Annotated in this window: 24 protein-coding genes and 1 pseudogene; 17 read left to right on the top strand and 8 right to left on the bottom strand. The window is 70.9% G+C overall.

Translation table 11 applies throughout. From position 1 onward, the window contains the following. Positions 1–3: 3 nt before the first annotated feature. The 5 genes and pseudogenes from Phou_RS55655 to Phou_RS26440 all read left to right on the top strand — a co-directional run. Positions 4–354: pseudogene (locus Phou_RS55655) on the top strand (acyl-CoA dehydrogenase family protein); the annotation flags it as partial. Between the two features lie 29 nt (positions 355–383). Beyond that, positions 384–1,199, top strand: a complete 816-nt coding sequence (locus Phou_RS26425) for an acyl-CoA dehydrogenase family protein (protein WP_218579207.1) — start codon at positions 384–386, stop codon at positions 1,197–1,199. Beyond that, on the top strand, positions 1,174–1,743 hold the full coding sequence (locus Phou_RS26430; RefSeq protein ID WP_173060260.1) for a flavin reductase family protein: 570 nt from the start codon (positions 1,174–1,176) through the stop codon (positions 1,741–1,743). The genes Phou_RS26425 and Phou_RS26430 overlap by 26 nt, the downstream gene beginning before the upstream one ends. Before the next feature lie 68 nt (positions 1,744–1,811). Next, on the top strand, positions 1,812–2,777 hold the full coding sequence (locus tag Phou_RS26435; protein ID WP_173060263.1) for a hypothetical protein: 966 nt from the start codon (positions 1,812–1,814) through the stop codon (positions 2,775–2,777). Positions 2,778–2,963: 186 nt separating this feature from the next. After that, positions 2,964–5,162, top strand: a complete 2,199-nt coding sequence (locus Phou_RS26440) for a multicopper oxidase family protein (RefSeq protein ID WP_173060266.1) — start codon at positions 2,964–2,966, stop codon at positions 5,160–5,162. A gap of 67 nt (positions 5,163–5,229) precedes the next feature. Here Phou_RS26440 and Phou_RS26445 read toward each other — a convergent pair whose 3' ends face one another. Beyond that, positions 5,230–5,427: a hypothetical protein gene (locus Phou_RS26445; protein WP_173060269.1), complete on the bottom strand. Its 198-nt coding sequence runs from the start codon at positions 5,425–5,427 to the stop codon at positions 5,230–5,232. A 122-nt stretch (positions 5,428–5,549) separates the two neighbouring features. Next, positions 5,550–6,647, bottom strand: coding sequence for a hypothetical protein (locus Phou_RS26450; RefSeq protein ID WP_173058957.1), 1,098 nt, complete (start codon positions 6,645–6,647; stop codon positions 5,550–5,552). Positions 6,648–6,940: 293 nt separating this feature from the next. Between Phou_RS26450 and Phou_RS26455 the strand changes: the two genes are divergently transcribed. From Phou_RS26455 to Phou_RS26465, 3 genes are read left to right on the top strand one after another with little or no spacing between them, the layout of a single operon-like run. Further along, positions 6,941–7,264 carry a hypothetical protein gene (locus tag Phou_RS26455; protein WP_173060272.1) on the top strand — a complete coding sequence of 108 codons (324 nt, stop codon included), beginning with the start codon at positions 6,941–6,943 and terminating at the stop codon, positions 7,262–7,264. Next, positions 7,261–7,482, top strand: a complete 222-nt coding sequence (locus tag Phou_RS26460) for a gas vesicle protein (RefSeq protein WP_173060275.1) — start codon at positions 7,261–7,263, stop codon at positions 7,480–7,482. The genes Phou_RS26455 and Phou_RS26460 overlap by 4 nt, the downstream gene beginning before the upstream one ends. Beyond that, on the top strand, positions 7,479–7,814 hold the full coding sequence (locus Phou_RS26465; protein ID WP_173060278.1) for a gas vesicle protein K: 336 nt from the start codon (positions 7,479–7,481) through the stop codon (positions 7,812–7,814). The genes Phou_RS26460 and Phou_RS26465 overlap by 4 nt, the downstream gene beginning before the upstream one ends. A gap of 6 nt (positions 7,815–7,820) precedes the next feature. On the opposite strand, the gene Phou_RS26470 is transcribed toward Phou_RS26465, so the two are convergent. Continuing rightward, positions 7,821–8,318, bottom strand: coding sequence for a hypothetical protein (locus Phou_RS26470; protein ID WP_173060281.1), 498 nt, complete (start codon positions 8,316–8,318; stop codon positions 7,821–7,823). A gap of 190 nt (positions 8,319–8,508) precedes the next feature. Between Phou_RS26470 and Phou_RS26475 the strand changes: the two genes are divergently transcribed. Continuing rightward, positions 8,509–9,006, top strand: a complete 498-nt coding sequence (locus Phou_RS26475) for a DUF4395 domain-containing protein (RefSeq protein ID WP_173060284.1) — start codon at positions 8,509–8,511, stop codon at positions 9,004–9,006. Between the two features lie 45 nt (positions 9,007–9,051). Further along, positions 9,052–10,206, top strand: coding sequence for an LLM class flavin-dependent oxidoreductase (locus tag Phou_RS26480; protein WP_173060287.1), 1,155 nt, complete (start codon positions 9,052–9,054; stop codon positions 10,204–10,206). 63 nt (positions 10,207–10,269) lie between these two features. Here the strand turns inward: Phou_RS26480 and Phou_RS26485 are convergent, their stop codons facing one another. Together Phou_RS26485 and Phou_RS26490 are read right to left on the bottom strand one after the other, a co-directional pair. Beyond that, complete coding sequence (locus Phou_RS26485; protein ID WP_173060290.1) at positions 10,270–11,262, bottom strand: DUF1152 domain-containing protein; 993 nt, start codon at positions 11,260–11,262, stop codon at positions 10,270–10,272. 10 nt (positions 11,263–11,272) lie between these two features. Continuing rightward, entirely contained in the window at positions 11,273–12,265 is a 993-nt protein-coding gene (locus Phou_RS26490) for a helix-turn-helix transcriptional regulator (RefSeq protein ID WP_173060293.1), read from the bottom strand. 348 nt (positions 12,266–12,613) lie between these two features. Here Phou_RS26490 and Phou_RS53055 point away from each other — a divergent pair, with 348 nt between their 5' ends. Together Phou_RS53055 and Phou_RS26500 are read left to right on the top strand one after the other, a co-directional pair. Further along, positions 12,614–12,784: a VOC family protein gene (locus Phou_RS53055; protein ID WP_246273872.1), complete on the top strand. Its 171-nt coding sequence runs from the start codon at positions 12,614–12,616 to the stop codon at positions 12,782–12,784. Positions 12,785–12,815: 31 nt separating this feature from the next. After that, positions 12,816–13,592 carry a class I SAM-dependent methyltransferase gene (locus Phou_RS26500; RefSeq protein WP_173060295.1) on the top strand — a complete coding sequence of 259 codons (777 nt, stop codon included), beginning with the start codon at positions 12,816–12,818 and terminating at the stop codon, positions 13,590–13,592. 22 nt (positions 13,593–13,614) lie between these two features. Here Phou_RS26500 and Phou_RS26505 read toward each other — a convergent pair whose 3' ends face one another. Together Phou_RS26505 and Phou_RS26510 are read right to left on the bottom strand one after the other, a co-directional pair. Next, a complete protein-coding gene (locus tag Phou_RS26505) occupies positions 13,615–14,013 on the bottom strand; it encodes a VOC family protein (protein ID WP_173060298.1) in 399 nt (132 codons plus the stop codon). Between the two features lie 8 nt (positions 14,014–14,021). Further along, the gene (locus Phou_RS26510) at positions 14,022–14,609 is read right to left on the bottom strand and encodes a TetR/AcrR family transcriptional regulator (protein ID WP_173060301.1); all 588 of its coding nucleotides are present in this window, start codon (positions 14,607–14,609) and stop codon (positions 14,022–14,024) included. 102 nt (positions 14,610–14,711) lie between these two features. Here Phou_RS26510 and Phou_RS26515 point away from each other — a divergent pair, with 102 nt between their 5' ends. The 3 genes from Phou_RS26515 to Phou_RS26525 all read left to right on the top strand — a co-directional run bounded on the left by Phou_RS26515 (position 14,712) and on the right by Phou_RS26525 (position 17,985). Then, positions 14,712–15,275 carry a dihydrofolate reductase family protein gene (locus tag Phou_RS26515; protein WP_173060304.1) on the top strand — a complete coding sequence of 188 codons (564 nt, stop codon included), beginning with the start codon at positions 14,712–14,714 and terminating at the stop codon, positions 15,273–15,275. A gap of 136 nt (positions 15,276–15,411) precedes the next feature. After that, complete coding sequence (locus Phou_RS26520; RefSeq protein ID WP_173060308.1) at positions 15,412–17,004, top strand: CARDB domain-containing protein; 1,593 nt, start codon at positions 15,412–15,414, stop codon at positions 17,002–17,004. A 117-nt stretch (positions 17,005–17,121) separates the two neighbouring features. Next, a complete protein-coding gene (locus tag Phou_RS26525; protein WP_173060311.1) occupies positions 17,122–17,985 on the top strand; it encodes an SDR family oxidoreductase in 864 nt (287 codons plus the stop codon). Between the two features lie 537 nt (positions 17,986–18,522). Here the strand turns inward: Phou_RS26525 and Phou_RS26530 are convergent. Continuing rightward, positions 18,523–18,978: a MarR family winged helix-turn-helix transcriptional regulator gene (locus Phou_RS26530; protein WP_173060314.1), complete on the bottom strand. Its 456-nt coding sequence runs from the start codon at positions 18,976–18,978 to the stop codon at positions 18,523–18,525. A 93-nt stretch (positions 18,979–19,071) separates the two neighbouring features. Here Phou_RS26530 and Phou_RS26535 point away from each other — a divergent pair, with 93 nt between their 5' ends. Then, entirely contained in the window at positions 19,072–19,533 is a 462-nt protein-coding gene (locus tag Phou_RS26535) for a winged helix DNA-binding protein (RefSeq protein ID WP_173060317.1), read from the top strand. 1 nt (position 19,534) lies between these two features. Beyond that, positions 19,535–20,038, top strand: coding sequence for a SecDF P1 head subdomain-containing protein (locus Phou_RS26540; RefSeq protein ID WP_173060320.1), 504 nt, complete (start codon positions 19,535–19,537; stop codon positions 20,036–20,038). The last annotated feature ends 330 nt before the right edge of the window (positions 20,039–20,368 follow it).

Genomic DNA, 20,368 nt, shown 5'->3' on the forward strand with positions numbered 1-20,368 from the left:
ACCATGAGCGTCGAATTCGAGACACGCTTGACCGGCGCGGCAGCGGTACGCCGCGCCGCCGACCTGGCCCGTGACCGGTTCGCCGGACGGGCCGCCGGGTACGACCGTGACGCGCTGTTCCCGGCCGCCGACCTGGAGGACCTGTTCGCCGCCGGGCTGCTCGCACCGACGGTGCCGGTCGAGCACGGCGGCCTCGGCCTCGGACCGCGGCGCGGCGACACGCACGCGCTGTGGGAGATGACCCGCGAGCTGGCCCGGGTCGACCTCTCCCTGGCCCGCTGCTGGGAGGGGCACGCGAACGCGCTCGTGCTCCTCGACGCGTTCGCCGTGGGGGAGCAGCGGGAGCGGTGGTTCGACGGTGTCGTGCGGCGGGGGAGAAGTGGGTGGCCTGGAGCGGCGAGCCGCAGGCCGCCAAGCCCGGAGAGGCCCGCCGTTTCGGCACCACGCTCACCCGTACCGAGGACGGCTGGGTCGTCGACGGCACCAAGGCCTTCGCGACAAGCGCGACCGGCGCGGACTGGGCGGTCCTGCTGGTCAGCCTCGCCGGACCGGGCGGCGCCCGGCACGCGGCGGCGCCGGAGAGCGTGCTGCTGCTCGGCTGCGACCTGCGGCATCCCTCGGTCACTGTGGACACGTCGTGGTGGGACCCGGTCGGCATGCGGGCCACGGCCAGCCACGTGGTCCGCTTCGACCGGACGCCGGTGCCCGCGGCCTGGCAGCTCGGCCAGCCCGGCGACTACGTGCGCCAGAGCTGGCAGGCCGCGTTCATCCCGCACTACGCGGCGAGCTTCCTCGGCGCGGCCGAGGGGGCGTACGACTACGCGATCCAGTACGTGGAGAAGCAGGACAAGGGCGGCGACCCGTACGTGCAGCAGCGGGTCGGCAGCATGGCCGTCGACCTGGACACCGCCCGGCTGTGGCTGCGGCACGTGGCCCGGCTGTGGGACACCGGGCGCATCGACGAGGCCCGCATCGCCGGCAGCCGAGCCCGGCACGTGGTCGAGCACCTCGCGCTGTCCACCGTGGACCACTGCATCCGGGCCTGCGGCGCGCGCTCGCTCGTCCGGCCCAGCCCGGTCGAGCGGATCCTGCGCGACCTGACCTTCTACGTACGGCATGACAACGACGACCACCTCCTGGCCACGATCGGCCGCGCGGCCCTGGGACGCGAACATGACGCCTCTTTCTTCAAGCCCTGAGGCGCGGGTCGGCGGCGCGCGAGAGCTGATCGGCACGGCGCCGCCGGTGGACCGCTTCCGCGACCTCATGGCTGCCTGGCCCACCGGGGTGGCGGTGGTCACCGGCACGGACGGGGCACGGCCGCTCGGTTGTACCGTCACCGCGCTCACCTCCGTGTCGGTGGACCCGCCGCTGCTGCTCGTCTCGCTCGCCACGGGCAGCCGCACGCTTGCCGCGGTACAGCGGAACGGGCGGTTCGGTGTCTGCGTGCTGTCGGCGGCGCAGCACCACCTGGCCCGCGCGTTCGCCGCGGGCGAGCCGACCGCCCGGTTCGACGGGGTGCCGTTCCGCTGGAACCTCGGAGTGCCGCTCCTGCAGGGGACAGCCACCGGCGCCGTCTGCGTGGTCGGCAGAACGGTCACTGTCGCCGACCACGTGCTGGTGCTCGGACGGCCGATGTGGCTGGCCGGCGACCCGGGCATCGATCCGGTTATCTGGTACCGCCGGGAGGCGCACGCGCTCGCCGGGATCCGTGCGGACGCGGCCACCCCCGGGGGGTTCTGACCAGTCGGGTCACCAGCCGGGTCCACCTAGCATGACATTGAACTCCAACAATCAGTTTGGGGAATCGCATGACCACCACAGGTACGACCGCCAAGTATCTCCGCGAGATCGACCGGCTCCCGGACGGCGGACCGGCACGGGTCGCGCCGATCGACACGCGAGCGCTGATCGGCACGTGGCGCAATGCCAACCACCAGACGTGGGGAATCTCCACGGTGGAGCTGACCGAGCGCGACGGCCAGGTGTGGGCACACGCCTGGGCCGTCGACCCGCACACCGGCCGGACACGCGACTGGGGCGAGGTGCTGGTCGACGGCCTGTACGCGCTCGGGCCGACGTCGAACGACGTGTGTGGCTACCGGGCCACGTTCGAGCTGGGCCACGCCCGCACGCAGATCCAGGCGAACATGCTGCACAGCGTGATGGTGTGCGGTGCGTTCACCACCTTCACCGATGGCAGCGGGCGAGCGGACTACTTCTCGCGGGAGTTCCTGCACCGGCGCGGGCCGCAGTCCACGATGGATACTCCCGCGGACGGCATCGCGGACCAGGAAACGCGCGACGGTATCGGCTACGCCCGCGGCGACGACCGGCTGCCCATGCTCCGGGCGCCGATAGTCCCGGACCGCCTGCTCACCCGGTGGCGCAACACCGATGCGGGCACCACGGGCATCTCCGAGGTCGAGCTCCACCTGCGCGACGGGCAGACCCACCTGCGGGTCACCGCGGTCGGTCCGGACGGCTCCATCGACTGGGGCGACGCCCCGGTGCGGCTCTACACCGACATCAGCGTGACCGGGGGAGGGCGCTCGGCCGCCGATCCGACGGTCGACGGGCGGCCGACACCGCACTACGCCGACGTTTCCGCGACTGATGGTGGACCGGCTCTGTTCGCCACGTTCGACCACGGCTTCATGCGGGTGCACATGCAGGCGCGGTTCAACATAGGCATCCTGCCATTCGTGATGTTCAACGAGTTTTCGGACGACAGCGGCCGGCAGGACTACTTCCAGCGGGAGGTTTTCGTCCGGTAACGACGGGGTATTGTCTACTGTGGACTGCCCGACGACATGTCGGGCAGTTCGCCATGTCTCCAGTTTGGACACTCGTTCCACCACCAAGGGATTCCCGTCTGTTTGGCCACGGTCTCAATCTGTCAATAGGTGGTTGCCTAAATTGGACGACCGGCTCCGCCCAAGGAGCCGAGAAAGGTGGGCAGAATGCAACCACCACAGAGGACGGTCGAGAGAAGACCCGCGGTGGGCGGCGCCCGCGCGCTGCTCGTCGCGATTCTCCTGACCGTCGGCACAGCCGCCGTATGGCTGGTCCTCCCACCAGACGTGCTCGGCGGCGGTGACCCGTCGGGCGTACGGCAGATCGGTGTCGCCGCACTCGTCGTAGCGCCGTTGGCCCTGCTGGCCGTCGGTGCCATGGCGTGGCTGGCGCGGCGGCAGGGCTGGCACGACCGCGGTCCCCGCCGGCTGCTGGTCCAAGCGGCTGTCGCGGCCGGATTGTTCACCGCGCTCGTGCTGGCCACCGCGCCCCTGCAGCAGATGGCCTCGCAACGGCTGGCCCAGGGGCCCCTCGCGCCCAACCTCGCCGCGGTCGGCTACGACACGTCCTGCTCGGCGATGTTCAACGCCGCCGAGTGCCGTGAGTACCTCGCGGACTACGGCAACCTGGACGCGGCGAGCCTCGCCCGGGTGCATCACGCGATGATGCGGGAGACCGACCACTCGCCGGCCGAGCACGCGGCGATCACCGCACCCTTCGACCCGCGGCAGGACGCCGCCCTCGGACCTGACGCGATGGCCTTCGCCATCCAGGACTCGTTCGTGGTGTTCCTGTTCGCACTACCGCTCACCGCAGGTGGGCTCTTCCTGACCGTCCGCCTGGCACCCTCCGCCGTGGTGCCGGCACGACAGCGCCGTACCCGCCTGGTGCGGGTGCGCACGCGCTGGGCCGCCGCCGGGGTCGCCGTGCTGGTGGCCGTGGTCGGCAACTTCGTACTCTCCTCGGCCGCCACAGCGCAGGCGGTCGTGCCGTTCAGCGTGCCGCTGCGCATCCCGCCGGTACTGCAGGGATCGCAGGTGACCATCCAGATGCGCCAGGCCGACGTGCAGATCATGCCGACCGGCCCACCAACTCGCATGTGGACCTACAACGGGATATTCCCCGGCCCGACGATCCGGCGGCCCTCCGGCCAGACCAGCCGGATCACCTTCCGCAACGACCTGCCGGCGAACTTCGGCCAGGCGACCATCCACCACCACGGCAGCCACTCACGGCCCAGTGAGGACGGCCAGCCCGACGACTTCCTCATCCCCCGGGGCAGGCAACGCACGTACGTGTACGAGCACATGGAGCGCGGCGAGCCAGAGTGGGCCGTCACGCAGTGGTATCACGACCACCGGATGGACGTGACCGGACGCAACGTCTGGAACGGACTGGCCGGCCTGTTCATCCTCGACGACGCCTTCGACTCCGCGCTGCCGCTGCCGAAGGGTGAGTTCGACATACCCCTGGTCATCGCCGACCGCACCTTCGACGCCAACAACCAGATCCCCTACAACTTCAGCATCGTCGGCACGCTGGGCGACACGTGGCTGGTCAACGGCCGGCCGCAGCCGTACTTCCACGTCGGCGACCGCAAGTACCGGGTCCGCATCCTCAACGCGGCCAACCGGCGACCGCTCGTGCTGGGTCTGAGCAACGGCGCTCCGATCACCCAGATCGGCACCGACGCCGGCCTGCTGCCGGCACCGGTGCAGCGCACGTCGATCATCGTGCAGCCGGCCGAGCGGGTGGAGGTCGTACTCGACTTCGCGGGCCTGCTGGGTCAGAACCTGCTGCTGATGGACACCAACACCCCGGCGACGCCGGGCAACCCACCGAAGGAGCTCATGCAGTTCCGGGTCAGCCGTGACCTCAGGGAGACCAGCTCGGTGCCGGCGTCACTGCGCCCGGTACCGGTGTTCCCGGCACCGTCCAAGGACCGGTCGTTCGTGCTCCGCGCGACCACCGACGCCGCCGGTGTCCCCACACAGTGGACGATCAACGGTCAGCCGTTCCAGTCCGGCCGGATCGACGCCGACCCGGTGCTGAACTCGACCGAGCGGTGGAACTTCTTCAACGACTCACCGCAGCCACACGCCATCCACCTGCACGACGTCGACTGGAGGCTGGTGCGGCGGTTCCAGCTTGCCTTCGACGCGGGCGGCAACCCAGTGCCGGGAGCCGAGCTGCCCATCCAGCCGGCCGAGGCGGGGCTGAAGGAGACCTTCCTGATCCCGCCGCAGACCGGGTTCTCCGTCCTGACCACCTTCACCGATCACGTCGGTCCGTACATGTTCCACTGCCACATGCTGGAGCATGAGGACATGGCGATGATGGCGACCTTCAACGTGCGAGCCGCCTGAGCGCACTCCGGGAAGGGCACCTGTGGCAGGGTGCCCTTCCCTCCAACGACACACCGGCAGGCTCAGGTCACTGGGACGGCTCGGGCACGTCGCACTTGACCCTCGGGTTGACGCCGACGTAGTTCAGCGGTCCGGCGATGACCGTGACCGCGATGGTGCCGGCCTCGGTGCAGCTGCTGGCGTCCCCGCCGAGGTACCCGCGCTGGCCGGCAGCGAGAAGTCCTATGATCAACCAGATCACGACGATTACTGCTCCGATGCGCACGGGTCGCCTCCTGACACGGTCCGATGTGGGTTGTCTGCAGCCAGACAGGTACCCAGATCGACCGGTTTCTTAACGGCGCCCTGCTCCCGCGGGCCCGGCGCCCGCCGGTGCCCGGTCCGCCATCATTTCTCCACGAGCGTGCGAATCGTGACGATCTCGCGCTTGATCTCCTCGTTCAGCTCGCGGTTGTACCACTGGACGACGACGAAGTCGTACTGGTTGCTGAACGCGCACACGGCCACGGACATCCCGGACTGGGTGGTCTGGCCGCACGCGGTGAAGCCGCCGAGGGCGGTGCGCACGTCCACGATGCCGGTGACCGGCTTGCCGCCGATGGACGGCCCGGTGTTGGTGAACTGCTTGTCGAATGTGGACTTTCGCAGTGGCCCGGGGATGGTCGAGCCGACGATGTAGATCTGGTCGACCTTGCGGTCGGCGGTCCCGTAGTACGCGACGACGAGGCTCGCGCCGGCGCTCAACGACGATTTGAGCTCCTTTTCGGCCTTGGTCGCCTTGGTGGCGTACTCGCCCTTGGTGATGCGGGCGCGGTCGCCGACGCGGTTCGGGCGGACCAGCACCACGTCGGCCGGCGGCCTCGCCAGCGGCGTGGCCTCGGTCGGGGCCAAGCTGCTCAGCGAGGGCGCGGGAGGGCCGGCCAGCGAGTCGCCCGCGGATCGCATGAAGCCGTAGACCAGGCCGCACCCGGCGAGGACGACGAGCACCGTGGCCCCGGCGGCGATGCCGATCCAGAGCCCGACGCGCGACTTGCCGCCCGGCGGCGTGGCGGGCGCCGGCTGCTGCCACTGCGATGGCGCCGCCTGCCCGGGCCGCGGCTGCTGCCACGGCGTCGGCGGCTGCTGGTAGCCGGCCTGCTGGTAGCCGGATGGTGCGGTGCCGTACTGCGCGGGCTGCCCGTACGGCTGCTGGCCGTAGGGTTGCTGTCCGTATTGCTGCTGCTGGCCGTAGGGGTCCTGCTGTCCGTACGGCTGCTGTCCGTACGGCTCTTGCTGTCCGTACGGCTCTTGCTGTCCATAGGGCTGCTGTTGCGGGTAGGCCGGCGGGGCGTAGCCCGGTTGCGCCGAGACCGGCGGATAGCCCGGCGGCGCGCTGACCTGATCCTGCGCCGGCGGCCAGACTCCCCGCGGCTGGCCGTTGTGGCCGTAATGCTGGTCAGGTTGCGGACTGTAACCGCTCGGCTGCCATTGATCGCGGTGCGACATCGATTCCCCCCGAGAAGACCGCGCCAGGCTAGCAGGCATGCCGTGATCGTCAGGTCCCGTAACGTGAGCTGCCCTCACGTAGGGCCGGGCGGGTAGAAAAGGGCCGCGTCCGGCCGCTTCAGGACGGACCCGCCGCCAGCCCGCCGCGGCCGCCGACCGCTAGGACGCACCCGCCCGGCGCTTCGCCCGCAAGGCGGCGGAGTCGAGAGCACCGGTACGTCGGCGGAAAGGGACGAGTGAGCGATGACCAGCGCGTCCAACAAGCCCGAGACACTGGGCAGGAGCTGGCCGCCATGGTGACGGCGGAGCTGCGCAACCTGCTGTCGGCCCTCGGTGAGCGCGCTGCCCGCGAGATCACGCAGCGCATCGGCGGATTGACCGGCAACCTGACGTCGTTGGCCAGCAACGAGGGCACACCGGGTGGGTCCGCGCTGTCGGCGGGCCTTGGCCAGCTGGCGAGCGGAAAGTCCCCGTGCGAGCGGCGGTCAGCGCGGCCACCGCCGGAGTCAAGGAGCGCGTCAAGAACGCTTTCGGGGAGCAACGGCATGGCTGACCTCGCCAGCCACCGCCCGGAGGCCGGGCCGAATCAGGGGCCGGCCGAGGAGGCGGGGCGATGACAGAGGTACCGCTGCCGGACGCCGCGAGCGATCCGCGGCTGTACGGCTCGATCGCCCTGGTGGACCTGCTCGACCGGCTGCTCGCGACCGGCGTCGTGGTCTCCGGCGACGTCGTCATCTCCATCGCGGACGTCGACCTGGTCCGCATATCGCTGCGGGCTCTCGTCGCCTCGGTGGGGACGTCGTCCCCGCCCGATCCGGTGGGTACGGCCGGATGACCGCGCAGCCGCGAGGCGATCCGGGCGGGCAGGGCTGGCGTCCGCCGCGGGTGACGCCGCTGGACCAGCGCGTACCGATCGACCGCGACTCCGTCGAGCGCGGCCTCGCCGGCTTGGTGCTGACGATCGTGGAGCTGCTGCGCCAGCTGATGGAGCGGCAGGCGCTGCGCCGGATGGACGTCGGCGACCTGACCGACGAACAGGTCGAGCGGATCGGACTCACGCTGATGGCGCTCGACGAGCAGATGGTCCGCCTGCGTGAGCACTTCGGCCTCTCACCCGAGGACCTGAACATCGACCTCGGCCCGCTCGGCCCGCTCCTGCCGAGGTGAGCCGGGTCAGCGGCTGTCGCGGCGAGCCTGTACCCGCTTCGTGGCCGCGCGGGTGGTGGCGTGGCGCTTGAGGCGGTCCGGGGTGCGGGGGCGCCGGTCCTTTCGCTGCGGCTCGGGCAGCACCGCCGACGGCCGCGCGGTGGGCGGGACGTCGGTGTTGCGGGCCATGCGCGCCTCGGCCAGCCGCTCCGCCTTCAGCTCCTGAGCGGAGGCCCGGGCGGCGGCCGCGAGCTTGCGGCTGACGCGGGCGAGCGCGTCCTCGAAGATCTCCGCTTTCGCCCGGTCGCGGGTGCCTTTCGGGTACGCCTTGCCACGGGCACCCAGGTCGTCGATCCTCGCCGCGGCGCCCCGGCGGTAGACCGACACGGACTTGTCGCGCATCTGCCGCACCCGCGCGTGAAGCGCGACGAGCGCGTCCTCGTCGAGGCCGGTGAGCTGCTCGCGCTCGGTCTCGCGCACGAGCGCCCGCTCGTTGTCGGTCAGTGACCCCAGCAGCGCTCGCATCACGCCCCCGTCCGCCGTTCTTACCATCAAACCCCAGCGGCCACGCCGCCGCTGCCGATTTGGCGAGCGTCGGTCCGCTGGCTCGGCGGCCGACGCCCCTGGGGTGACCTGCGCGACCGCCGGCCAAGTCTCCTACTAAAGTGATGGGTTTGATGGGTAAGATGTCGGCGAGCCCGAGGAGGTCTGGGTCATGGTCGGCTCGCTGTTCAGCTTTCCCAATCCGGTCAACGAGGTCTCCGCCCGGCTCGTCGCCGGCGGAGTGGTGGTCCTGTCGGTGGCGGCGATTGCGCTGGACCTGCCCTGGCTCACGGCCGTGATCGCCTACGGCTTCGTCGCGCGCGTGCTCACCGGGCCGAAGCTCAGCCCGCTCGGCCTGCTCGTCACCCGGGTGGTCACGCCGCGGCTGCCGGTACCGGCCAAGCTCGTGCCCGGCCCGCCCAAGCGGTTCGCGCAGGGGATCGGTGCCGTGCTGACCGTCAGCGCCGCCGTCCTGGCGCTGGGCTTCGCCCAGCACACCGCGGCGTACGCCCTGCTCGGCGCCGTCATCGTGGCGGCCGTCCTGGAGTCGGTGTTCGCCTTCTGCGTCGGCTGCACGATCTTCGCCGGGCTCATGCGCCTGGGGTGGATCCCCGAGGCGGTCTGTGCCGAGTGCAACGACATCTGGAGCCGCGCGCCCGCGAGCGGGTAGACCGGCAGGGCGCCCCGCCGAACCCCCTACGCCCAGGAGGACTCCATGGCACTGACGTTCCACTGGTTTCTGCCCACAAACGGTGACAGCCGCGACGTCGTCGGCGGCGGCCATGGTGTGCCCACGGGCCGCGCCGGCGGCGCCCGCCCGCCGTCGGTCGCGTACCTCGGCCAGATCGCCCGCTCCGCCGAGCAGTTGGGCTTCGAAGGCGCGCTGACGCCTACGGGTGCGTGGTGCGAGGACGCGTGGCTGACCACCGCGATGCTGGCGCCGGTGACCGAACGGCTGAAGTTTCTCGTGGCGTTCCGCCCGGGTTTGTTGTCGCCGACCCTCGCGGCGCAGATGGCCGCGACCTACCAGCGGCTGTCGGGTGGGCGGCTGCTGCTCAACGTGGTCACCGGCGGCGAGTCGCGAGAGCAGCGCGGCTACGGTGACTTTCTCGACAAGGACGACCGCTACGCCCGCACCGACGAGTTCCTCCACATCGTCCGGTCACTGTGGAGCGGCGAGGAAGTGACCCACGACGGCGAGCACCTGCGGGTGGAGCAGGCCCGCCTCACGAACCCGCCGGACCCGCTGCCGCCGGTCTACTTCGGAGGCTCGTCGCGGGCGGCCGGTCCGGTGGCGGCCCGCCACAGCGACGTGTACCTCACCTGGGGTGAGCCTCCCGGCCAGGTCGCGGAGAAGCTCGCCTGGATCCGCGGGCTCGCCCAGCGGGCCGGCCGCGAACTGCGCTACGGCATCCGCCTGCACGTCATCTCCCGGGACACGAGCGAGGAGGCGTGGGCGCAGGCGCGGCGCCTGCTCGCCGGGATCAGCGAGAGTGACATCCGCGCGGTGCAGGAAGGCCTGGCCCGCAGCGAGTCCGAGGGGCAGAAGCGGATGCTCGCCCTGCACGGCGGGCAGCGCGACTCCCTCGAGATCTCGCCCAACCTCTGGGCCGGAGTCGGCCTCGTCCGCGGCGGCGCCGGCACCGCGCTCGTGGGCAGCCACACCGAGGTCGCCGACCGCATCACCGAATACCACGCGCTGGGCCTGACCGAGTTCATCCTTTCCGGCTATCCGCACCTGGAGGAGGCGTACTGGTTCGGCGAGGGCGTCCTGCCGATCCTCGCGGCGCGCGGCCTGTGGCGGCATCCGGACGGCACCCAACCGGTGGCGGAAGCGCGCATCCCGTTCGCCGGCGTGGGCCGGACCTAGGCGGTCCGGTGCCGCGGCCGCTGCGGGCCGCGGGAGGCACGGACGAGGAGGCTGATCGCCCGATCAGTGGGGGTACGCGCGGGGAAGTCGGGTCGAGACCTCATCGCGGAACGCTTCGATCCGGCCGATCACCTGGCGCCGGCCGTAGGTGTTCTCGATGCGGTCGAGGTACAGGCAGCGTGCGGCGAGCATGTCCAGGTCAACGGTGAAGTAGATGGCCATCAGCGGGTTGACGAACAGGGCGCTGCCCCGCGTGCGCCGGGTGAACTGGACGTCGCCGAACTCGCCGCTCGTGGCGGCCGCGATCTGGCCGTGGACGATGCTCGGCCGCTGCGGCGTGGCCGCCTGGGTGTGGGCGACGGCCTCGCGGTACAGGGCCGCCTCCCGGCTGCGGCCGGGGATGGACAGCGCGCCGAGGTAGCCGCCGTCGCGGTCGAGCGCGGCGAGGTTTTCCAGCACCTGGACGTGGTTGACGCCGTGGTACGCGTCGATGCCGAAGCCCAGGCAGGTCACCAGCTTCACCGGCAGGTCGATGCCGGCCACAGCGCCGAGGCTGGTGATGTCCTCCACCGGTGTGCCGAGGGCCGCTTCGTCGCCGCGCAGCAGGATGTCAGTACCGCCGTCGACCAGCACCACCGCGTCGATGTCCAGGCGCTGGACCAGGTGGCGGTACGCCTCGCGCAGCGTCTGCACGCCGAGCGGCGGGAACGCGTACACCGTCGACGGCAGGTCCTGCGCGGCCAGCCAGCGGGCGAGCGTCCGCTCGGGGAAGTACCAGTCCGGGCTGGCCGAGTCCGGCGTCACGGCCGCGACGTGCTCGGTCTCCCACGTGGCGCGGTCGACCAGCTCGAGCTCGGAGAAGGACAGGTTGGCCAGGTGCACCCGCGCGCCGCCGTGCCACAAGGACAGGGCCAGCGGCAGCCCCGCGTACACGTCGAAGCCGCCGCCGGCACCGGCGATCAGGATGTTGCGGGCGGGGGCGAGAGCGGCGAGGAGTGGAGGAGCGGCCAGCGAGAACGTGTCCGCCTTTCCCGGCGGTGCGGCAGGGCTCGTCACCGTTCAATGATCAGCCAGGCGCGCAACCCGAGGCGGCGCGGCTGTAGCGGCGTGCCAGGTCCGCGAAGGCGGTTTTGAGCTCGGCCGGTCCGACCACCTCGATGTCGGCGTCGAACCTGCCGATCGCCGCGGCCAGGCCCGGCCACGACCACGAGCCGAGGGTGAGCCGGCAGCGGTCCGGCCCGAGCGCCTCGACGATCCCGTCGCCGGCGAACGGTGCCACCCCGGCGGCGGGCAGGTCGAGGATCACCTCGCCGCGGCACGGCCAGTCGCCGGTGCTGCTCGAGCCGCGAAACCTGCTGGTGACGAAGGCGGCGACGCTTTCTCCGGGAAGCGTCCGCGGGGCGAAGGCGGGCCCGGTCGGGCTGCGCGGGACGATGCGGTCCGCGCGGAAGGTGCGCCAGTCGTCGCGGTCCAGGTCCCAGGCGACGAGGTACCAGCGGCCGCCCCAGGTGACGAGGTGGTGCGGCTGCACGCGGCGGGGCGGGGTCGGCGGCCCGCCGTGGTCGGCCTCTGGCGGGGACGCGGGCCGGTAGTCGAAGCGCAGCACCTGGTGGGCGTGGATGGCGGCGGCGAGCGCCATCAGTACACCGCTGTCCGCCCGTGGCGCCGCGGGCCGCTCGGCCGCGACCACCTGGAGGGTGTCGATGCGGTGGCGCAGCCGCGAGGGCATGACCTGCCGGACGGTGTGCAGCGCCCGTGCGGCCGCCTCCTCGATGCCCGCACCGCTTGCGCTGGCGCTCTGCAGCGCGACGGCGAGGGCGACGGCCTGCTCGTCGTCGAACAGCAGCGGCGGGAGGTGGGTGCCGGCGCCGAGCCGGTAGCCGCCGTCCGGCCCCTTGACGGCCGCGATGGGATAGCCGAGCTCGCGCAGGCGGTCGACGTCGCGGCGCACGGTGCGCGGGCTGACCGCCAGCCGCTCGGCGAGCAGGGCTCCCGGCCAGTCCCGGCGCGCCTGCAGCAGCGACAGCAGCGCCAGCAGCCGCGTGGAGGTCTTCGGCATGTTTCTCAGTCTGCCCGAAGAAGAGGACACGCCCTGGCCGCTTCCGGTGCGAACGTTGCCCGGGTCAGGCAACGAGCGCTGAGCAGAGGAGCCGATCTTGTCCATCACGACCACGACCCACCTGAACTTCCGCGGCGACGCCCGGTCGGCGCTGGAGTTCTACAAGTCCGTATTCGGCGGCGAACTCGCCGTCGTCACGTACAAGGACGCCGGGAACGTGCCCGAGGAGTCCGCGGCCGACCAGGTGATGTGGGGGCAGGTGCGCGCCGACGACGGCTTCCACGTCATGGCCTACGACGTACCCACGCAGCTGGGCTACGAGCAGGGGAGAACTCCTTCTTCGTCTCCGTGCGCGGCGAGACGGTCGAGGAGGTCACCGGTTTGTGGGACAAGCTCTGCGACGGCGCGGCCGTCGTGGTCCCGATGGGCCCGGCCGGCTGGGCGCCCGCGTACGGGATGGTGCGCGACCGCTTCGGCGTCGTCTGGGTCCTCGACGTGCTGGGCGAACACGCGGGGTAGGCATGTGGCAAGGTGCCATGCGGAGGGGAGCATGGTGCGAAAATCTGTCAGCTACGACACCGAGTTGGAGCGGTACAACGAGGTGCTGCACAGGGCGTGTGGCGTGCGGCCGCACGAGCAGGTCCTCGACATCGGCTGCGGGAGCGGCCAGACGACCCGGGAGGCCGCGCGTGCCGCGCGGGACGGCGGTGCGCTCGGCCTCGACATCTCCGCGCCGGCCATCGAGCGGGCCCGCGAGCTCGCGCGGGCCGAAGGGCTCGGCAACGTGACGTTCGAGCGTGCCGACGTGCAGGCCCACCGCTTCGCGCCGGAGCGTTTCGACCTGGCGATCAGCAGGTTCGGCACGATGTTCTTCGACGACCCGGTCGCCGCGTTCGCCAACGTCGGGCGGGCGCTGCGTCCGGCCGGGCGGCTGGCGATGATCGTCTGGCAGTCCCGCTCACGCAACGAGTGGGACGTCGCGATCCGCCAGTGCCTCGGGGTCTCCGAGGAGGACACGGCCGGACCCGACGCGTTTACGCTGGCCGATCCCGCGACGGTGGAGCGGATCCTGGCGGCTGCGGGGTTCGCCGACATCGCGTTGACCGATGTCAACCAGCCGGTCTACTTCGGCCCGGACGTGGACGCCGCGCTCGACTGGGTGCGCGGCTTCACGTGTACCAGCGAGGCTTTGGAGCGGCTGGATGCCGCGGACGCCGCGGCAGCGGTCGGGCGCCTGAGCGCGATGCTCGCGGCGCATCTGGGCGACGACGGCGTCTGGTTCGACTCCCGCGCCTGGCTGGTCACCGCGCGCCGCCGTCCGGCGTGACGACGCGGCCGTCCACATCGGATCAGGCGTCGGCCTCGAGGGCGAAGGTGTTGCCGTCCGGGTCCTGAAACCACGCGATGCGGCCGCCGCCGGCCCGAGCGGTGATCCCCTTGGCGTCGTGCTCGAACTGGTCGTAGCGGGTGAACTCGACGCCGGAGGAGACGAGCTCGTCGACGACCTGGTCGAGGTCGTCGACGTACCAGGTCGCCAGTGTCGCCGCCGTCGTCCCCGCGGTGGCCGACTCGTACACGTTCAGCGCGGGGCCGCCACCGGAACCGTAGACGCGGCTGCCGTCGGCGATGTGGGCGCTGGGGCCGGACTCCAGCGCCCGCAGGCCCAGCTTGCCTTCGTAGAACGCGACCGCGCGCGCGATGTCGGACACGGCGATCGAAGCTCTGACGTGATGGGCGTCCAAGGGCATGCACCACTCTAAGTCGTGATCGCCGCCAGGGCAGCGTCGATCGCGTCGCCGAGCCGGTGCGGCTCGCGCTCGGCCCGGGCGATGACGTGCAGGCCCTGGAGCAACGCCAGTAGCACGCGGGCGTACGCACCGCAGTCCACGTCGTCGCGGATTTCGCCGGCGCGCTGCGCGTCGACGAGCGCCCGCTCGATCCCGGATTCGAGCTCGCCGAGTGCGCGCCGGACGATCTGCCCAGCCTCCTCGTCGTCGGGAAGCACTTCCATGGCCGTGTTGCCGAGCATGCAGCCGCGGCCGGGCGTGGACCGCGCCGCGTCCACCGCGTCGGTCAGCAGCTGCCGCACGCTGGCCAGGCCCGGCCCGCTCGGCTGGAGCGCGGCGGCCGCCTCACCCGCCTGCTCCGCGTACCGATCGAGGGCTCGCAGGAAGAGCGCGTGCTTGTCGCCGAATGCTCCGTAGAGGCTGCCGGGCAGCACGCCCAGCTCGCCCTTGAGCTCGCGCATCGACGTGCCGGCGTAACCCCGGCGCCAGAAGATCTCCTTCGCCTGGTCGACGACCTGGGCGTCGTCGAAGGAGCGCGGCCGGCCGATGCGTGTCATGGCACGATCGTACCGGCTTCTTGATCGCTCGTTCAAGAACGGCTACCGTGTGACTTCTTGGTCGCCCGACCAAGAAGTGGACGCGAGCTACCGGAGGAAGCCATGGGGCGACTCTTTCTGCACGTCAACGTGTCATTGGACGGCTACGTCAACGACGCCGAAGGCCAGATTGACTGGCACTTCGCGGACGAGGAGTTTCAGCGCTACATCGACGACCTGCTCAACGGGATCGAGGGCATGGTGTTCGGGCGGGTGGCATTCCAGGAGCTGGCGGCCTACTGGCCGAATGCCGGACCGGAAGCCTCGGCGGTGCAGGTTCGGCGCATGCACGAGCTACCCAAATACGTGCTGTCGCGGACCCTTCAACACACCGACTGGCACAACTCCCACATCATCGCCGGTGATCCAATTGCGGTAATCAGCAAAATGAAGCAACAAAGCAGCGGAGACATCGCGCTATTTGCCGGTGGTGGAGCGGCGAGCAGCGCCGCCTCGCGGGGCGTCATCGACGAATACCGCCTCGTCGTCAACCCGGTGCTGCTCGGCGGGGGCACGCGCCTGTTCGACGGCCCAATTCCGCGCACCGCCATGCGGTTGACCGGCACGAGGCAATTCGCCGGAGGTGCACTGCTGCTGACGTACGAGCCGACCACTCCGGCGGAATAGCCCTCTTAGTCCGATACCTACTACCGGGGTTGCGAACAGAGAGTGTCGATGGCTAGCGTGCGCTGTCCCTGCCCGGCCGCCACTTTGTGTCGGGTGTGGAGTCATTCAATTCTGATTGGAAGGCGTCATGCTACCCATGAAGCATCTTGCCCGCACCGCGCGGCGGGTCGGTGCCGGCGGCGCCGTTTTGGCGATGGCCGCACTGCTCGGTATCGCGACACCCGCGCAGGCGAAGGCGGCCGCGCCGGATCTTTTCGTCTCGTTCACCAGTGACCCGGTCGCCGAGGTGAACAACGCTGGAATGCAGCTCGGCGTTTACGTGTACAACCAGGGTGATGCCACGGCCACCTCGGTAAAGGTCAAGTACGACGCGAGCGGCGTGAGTGACGATGTCGCGGTCTCGTTGCCCGAGTGGGGCGAAAACGAAAACTGCACGCAGGACGCGGCGATCATCGTCTGCGAGTACGGCACGCTGGAGCCGGGCCAGACCGACATCGTCTACGACGTCGAGCTCAAAAGCGTCAAGGGCGCGGCGGTCGGTGGCGCCGGTGACATGGTGGTGAGCATCGAGGGCGCCGAGGAGGAGAGCGACTCGGAAAACAACAGCTCGACGTTCCCGGTCACCGTGATCGCCTCCGGGCCGGACCTCGTCGCGGCCGCTGACGGCATCGGGTCGGCGCAGGACCGGGTCGGCCCTGGCGACACGGCGCCGCTGCTGGCCGCCGTCTTCAACGACGGTGACGAGCCCGCGCCCGGCTTCGCGGTGACGTTCAGCCTGCCGTACGGCGCGACCTTCGCCGAGCAGTACAGCGACTGCGTCTACCTGGGCGGCATCGACCGCGACCCGCCGGCCGGGTACATCTACGGCCCGACGACCGTCACGTGCGTGGCCGACTTCCCGCTCGCGCCCGGCGAGGGCTTCCCGCTCTTCGACCCCGAGTCGGGCGAGGCCATCTTCAACGCGGTCTTCGGCAAGAACCTGCGCGGGCCGGAGGAGATCTTCGCGTACTTCGAGACCCGGCTGCCCACCGAGGACGAGGCGGCCAAGCTGGGCGGCAAGCGGGCCGCCGGCGACAAGACCTTCGCCAAGGAGGTGGGCGCGCTCGCGAAGGTGAGCAAGGCCAACCGGCTCGCCGCGGCGGAGGAGCTGGACACCTCGAACAACCTTGCCACCTTCTCCATCTGGAGCAAGGCGAACACGATCGACGTCGAGGTGACCGTGCCGCCGGTGGCCGGTGAGGTGGGCCAGACCGTGACGGTCAAGTACACGATCGTCAACAACGGTCCGTCCGACGGCGGCGGCCCGGCCTACGACATCACGGCGCCCAGCGGCACGGTGCTGGTGCACCCGGGTGGGTGGTGCCGCGTGCCGGACGTCGAGGACCAGCCGGCCGAGGCGACCAAGCTGCGCTGCGTGGTCGAGAGCGAGTGGCTGACGATCCACTCCGGCTACGGCAGGCTCACCGGCTCGGTCCAGGTGAAGATCAAGTCGACGCCTGGTACCGACGGCGCGATCCACGCGGAGAACATCGCCGTGCAGGCCAAGGAGTCCAACCCGGCCAACAACACCGCCGCGATCGTCATCACCCAGGGCGGCACCGGTGGCGGCCTGCCGGTGACCGGCCCGCGCGCCGGTCTCGTCGCGGGCGCGGGCGCGCTGCTCGTGGCCGCCGGCGTGGTGGCGCTCGTGATGATCCGCCGACGCCGGATCATCACCGTCGTCGAGTAACGGTTCGTGGTCGGGGTGCCTCCGCCCGAGGCACCCCGACCGCCTGCCGGCCGCCGGCATCGACCGCACTGCGGCCTGGTCCGCGTCGCGTACGGGTGTACCGCCTACCGTGGACCGATGGATCTTCTCGTGGTGGGTGGTAGCGGCTTTCTCGGCCAGGAGATCACGCGCCAAGCGCGGCTCGCGGGCAACCAGGTCGTGGCAACCTTCCACAGTCACGCGCTGCCCATCGCCGATGTCGACTGGCGGCCGCTTGACATCAGAGACCGCGACGGCGTCGCCACCCTGGTCGAGCAGACCCGTCCCACCGTGATCGTCAATGCCGCGTACCGGCAGGCCGACTGGGCCACCACCGCGGACGGCGCCATGCACGTCGCCGCCGCGGCGGCGGCCGCCGGTGCCCGACTCGTGCACGTGTCCAGCGACGCGGTCTTCTCCGGCACCGCCGCGCGCTACGACGAAACGTGCAACCCCGACCCCACGACACCGTACGGCGCCGCCAAGGCCGCGGCCGAGACCGCGATCAAGGGCCTCGACCCGGCCGCCGTCATCGCGCGGACCTCGTTGATCGTCGGAGACGGTGGCTCACCCCACGAGAAGCTGGTGCACGCGCTCGCCCGCGGTGCCACCGCCGGTGCCCTCTTCACCGACGACATACGCTGCCCGGTCCACGTCGCGGACCTGGCTTCGGCGCTGCTAGAACTGGCCAGCTCCTCACACTCCGGCATCCACCACGTCGCTGGTACCGACGCCGTCAGCCGCTACGAGCTGGGACTGCTCATCGCACGCCGGGACGGTCTCGACGAGGCCGCCCTGCCCACCGGAAAGCGCGCCGACGCCGGTGTTCCGGGCCCGCTCGACGTCCGCCTCGACTGCACCAGAACGCAGTCCCGACTGTCCACATTGCTACGCGGCGCGCGCACGTTCCTCGCCCCAAGGCCAGCGGTCGGCCAGCTGCCAGGGTTGAACGGGTCCCGCTAGAGACCTTCGCGGTCAGGGTGAGCCTTGTTTCGAACTTCAATCCGAACGAGATGTGAGCTGCCGCGATGTGCGTCGTGGTCCGGACCGTCGCCGCTATACCCGCGGTTGCCGTCTCACCTCTGCGGTCGCTCAGCTCAACTCAGGAGCCCGCTCCAGCAGATCTTGGCAAGTTAGCGTCGAAATAACGCGCCAACTCACCAAGATTTCGAAGCTCACACCGCATGCGACCGATCGGCAGTCATCGACCGCCTTACGGCCTACGGCCGGCTACCGGGGGTTGGGGTGAGCTGGGCGGCCGCGGAGGGTGAGGCCGCGGGAGCAACGGTCCGGACCACCGCGGGCGTCGCGGTAGCTCGCGTCTTGCTTGGGTTGGATTCACTGAAGGCCGCGGAGATCCCATCCACGCCGACCCCGAAGGGGTCTCTCTAGTCCAGAGAGCCTTGGGGTCGAGGTGGGCGAATCCGTCCACAACCGAGAGGAGTGGTCGCCGTTGCCCAAGAGCTACCACGGTCGCACCCACCCTGACGCCGAAAATCTCTAGGCGGAAGGCTCGTGGTCGAGCAGCTTCTGCAGGGTGGCGATCAGTCGCTGGGTGCCGGCGCCGCCGGTGCCGCCAAGCGGTTGGGTAAACCGGTCCACCTGCTCCTGCACCTTGGGCATGGCCGCCGCGACCACCTCGCGGCCGCGGTCCGTGAGGGAGAGCTCGATGGCGCGCGTGTCGGCCGGGTGGACGGCGCGGGTGATGAAACCTGACTGTTCGAGGCTGCGAACGAGCTTCGATATGTAGACGGGTTCGAGGCCGGTGAAGTCCGCCAGCTCGCGCTGGCTGGGCCGGGTGCCACCGACCGACAGGCCGTGCAGGGACGCGAGCGCCGCGTACTGCGCGTGGGTCAGGCCGTGATCGGCAAGCAGGCGATCGGTGGCGGCGCGCCAGCGGTTTGAGAGCCGCCAGACGAGATAGCCGACGTTTGCCGAACCGCGTGCCTGATCCATGCGAGGAGCGTACTAGCAGGTACAGGCCGTGGCGGCGGCCCGACCGTAAACATGGCTATAGTAGCCATGTCAACTATCCGAAGAGGAGTGGGCATGACCAACGCAACCTTGACCGGCCAGGACATCGCGGAAGCCCAGGGTGCCGTCCGCGGGCTCCTGGACAACGTCCTGGCGACGACCGGCACGACCGCGACCGAGTACGTCGTCCTCCGGGTGATCAGCGCCCGTGGCGAGTTCGCACCGGCGGCGCTCACCGAGTTTCTGCAGGGCCAGCGGCAGCTGGACCTCGACGAGATCGGCGTCCTCGACCTGCTCGGCGGCCTCGCGGAGAAGGACCTCATCACGGGCTGGCCTCCGCGGGCGTCCGGTCCGGTCCGGCTCAGCGCGACGGGAGCGGCAGAGTTCGCCGCGCTGAACGACAAGGTCGCCGCCGTCACCGCACGGCTGTACGGCGGCATGGACGGCGCGGAGCTGACGACCGCGCACCGCGTGCTGCGCGCGGTCATCGAGCGGGCCACCGAGCTGCGGCATCAGCTCAGCGACACGGGGCACTGAGTTGACCCGCGGCCGCAAGGCGGTTGCCGCCCTTCTCGCGAGCGTCGTGGTCGTCGGGGCGGGCGCGTGCACGGCCGAGCAGGATCCGCGACCGGCGCCGACGACGGCGCCGGGGCAGCTGCGCACCGCCGTGTCGGTGCACGTGGTTGCCCGGAAGGTCGAGGCACCGTGCGGCCTCACCGATGGCGGTGTCCCCGGCCCGGGCGCCGGTGGGGACTGGTGCTACTTCCTCGATCCGGGCCTTGAGTTCACCCGGGCGGAACGGGTCGAGTTGGTTTGGGATCAGAGCGGGGGCGTCGCCGTCATGCTGACCCTCGTGGCGGCGGACCGCGGCACCTACGCCGCGTGGACTGCGCAGTCCGTCGGCCACCAGATCGCCGTCGTGGTCCAGGGCCGGGTGCTGGAGGCGCCCGACCTGCTTACGCCGCTCAGCGGCGAGGATCTCCAGATCCCGCGCGAAACCGACGCCGAGGCGCGGGCTTTGTTGCGGCGGCTGTGGGAATGAGTGGCGGGCGGCGGTTACGGATCGCGGCGGCGAGGTTGGCGACCGCGGTGGCGAACGTGATCAGCGCGTGGAGCGTGGTGAACCAGTCCTGAGGCATGGGAGCCAGTGCAGCGGCTGGTTCCGGTCTCCGGCCAGTGCCGCGGAGGAACCCGGAGGGCCGCCGGACGGGACCTGCCGGCGGGCGGCGGTGGCTACGCTGTCCGCCGGAGTCTGCGTGGTCTGGCGAGCGGGCAGCGGGGTGATCTGGGCGATGGTGCGGCAGCCGGCCGACCCGTCCGAGGTGCACACCGCCGCCGAGCTGTCCGCCAGCCTGAAATCGCTGTACCGAGG

The sequence above is a fragment of the Phytohabitans houttuyneae genome (assembly GCF_011764425.1).
In the GTDB taxonomy this organism is placed as follows: Bacteria; Actinomycetota; Actinomycetes; order Mycobacteriales; family Micromonosporaceae; genus Phytohabitans; species Phytohabitans houttuyneae.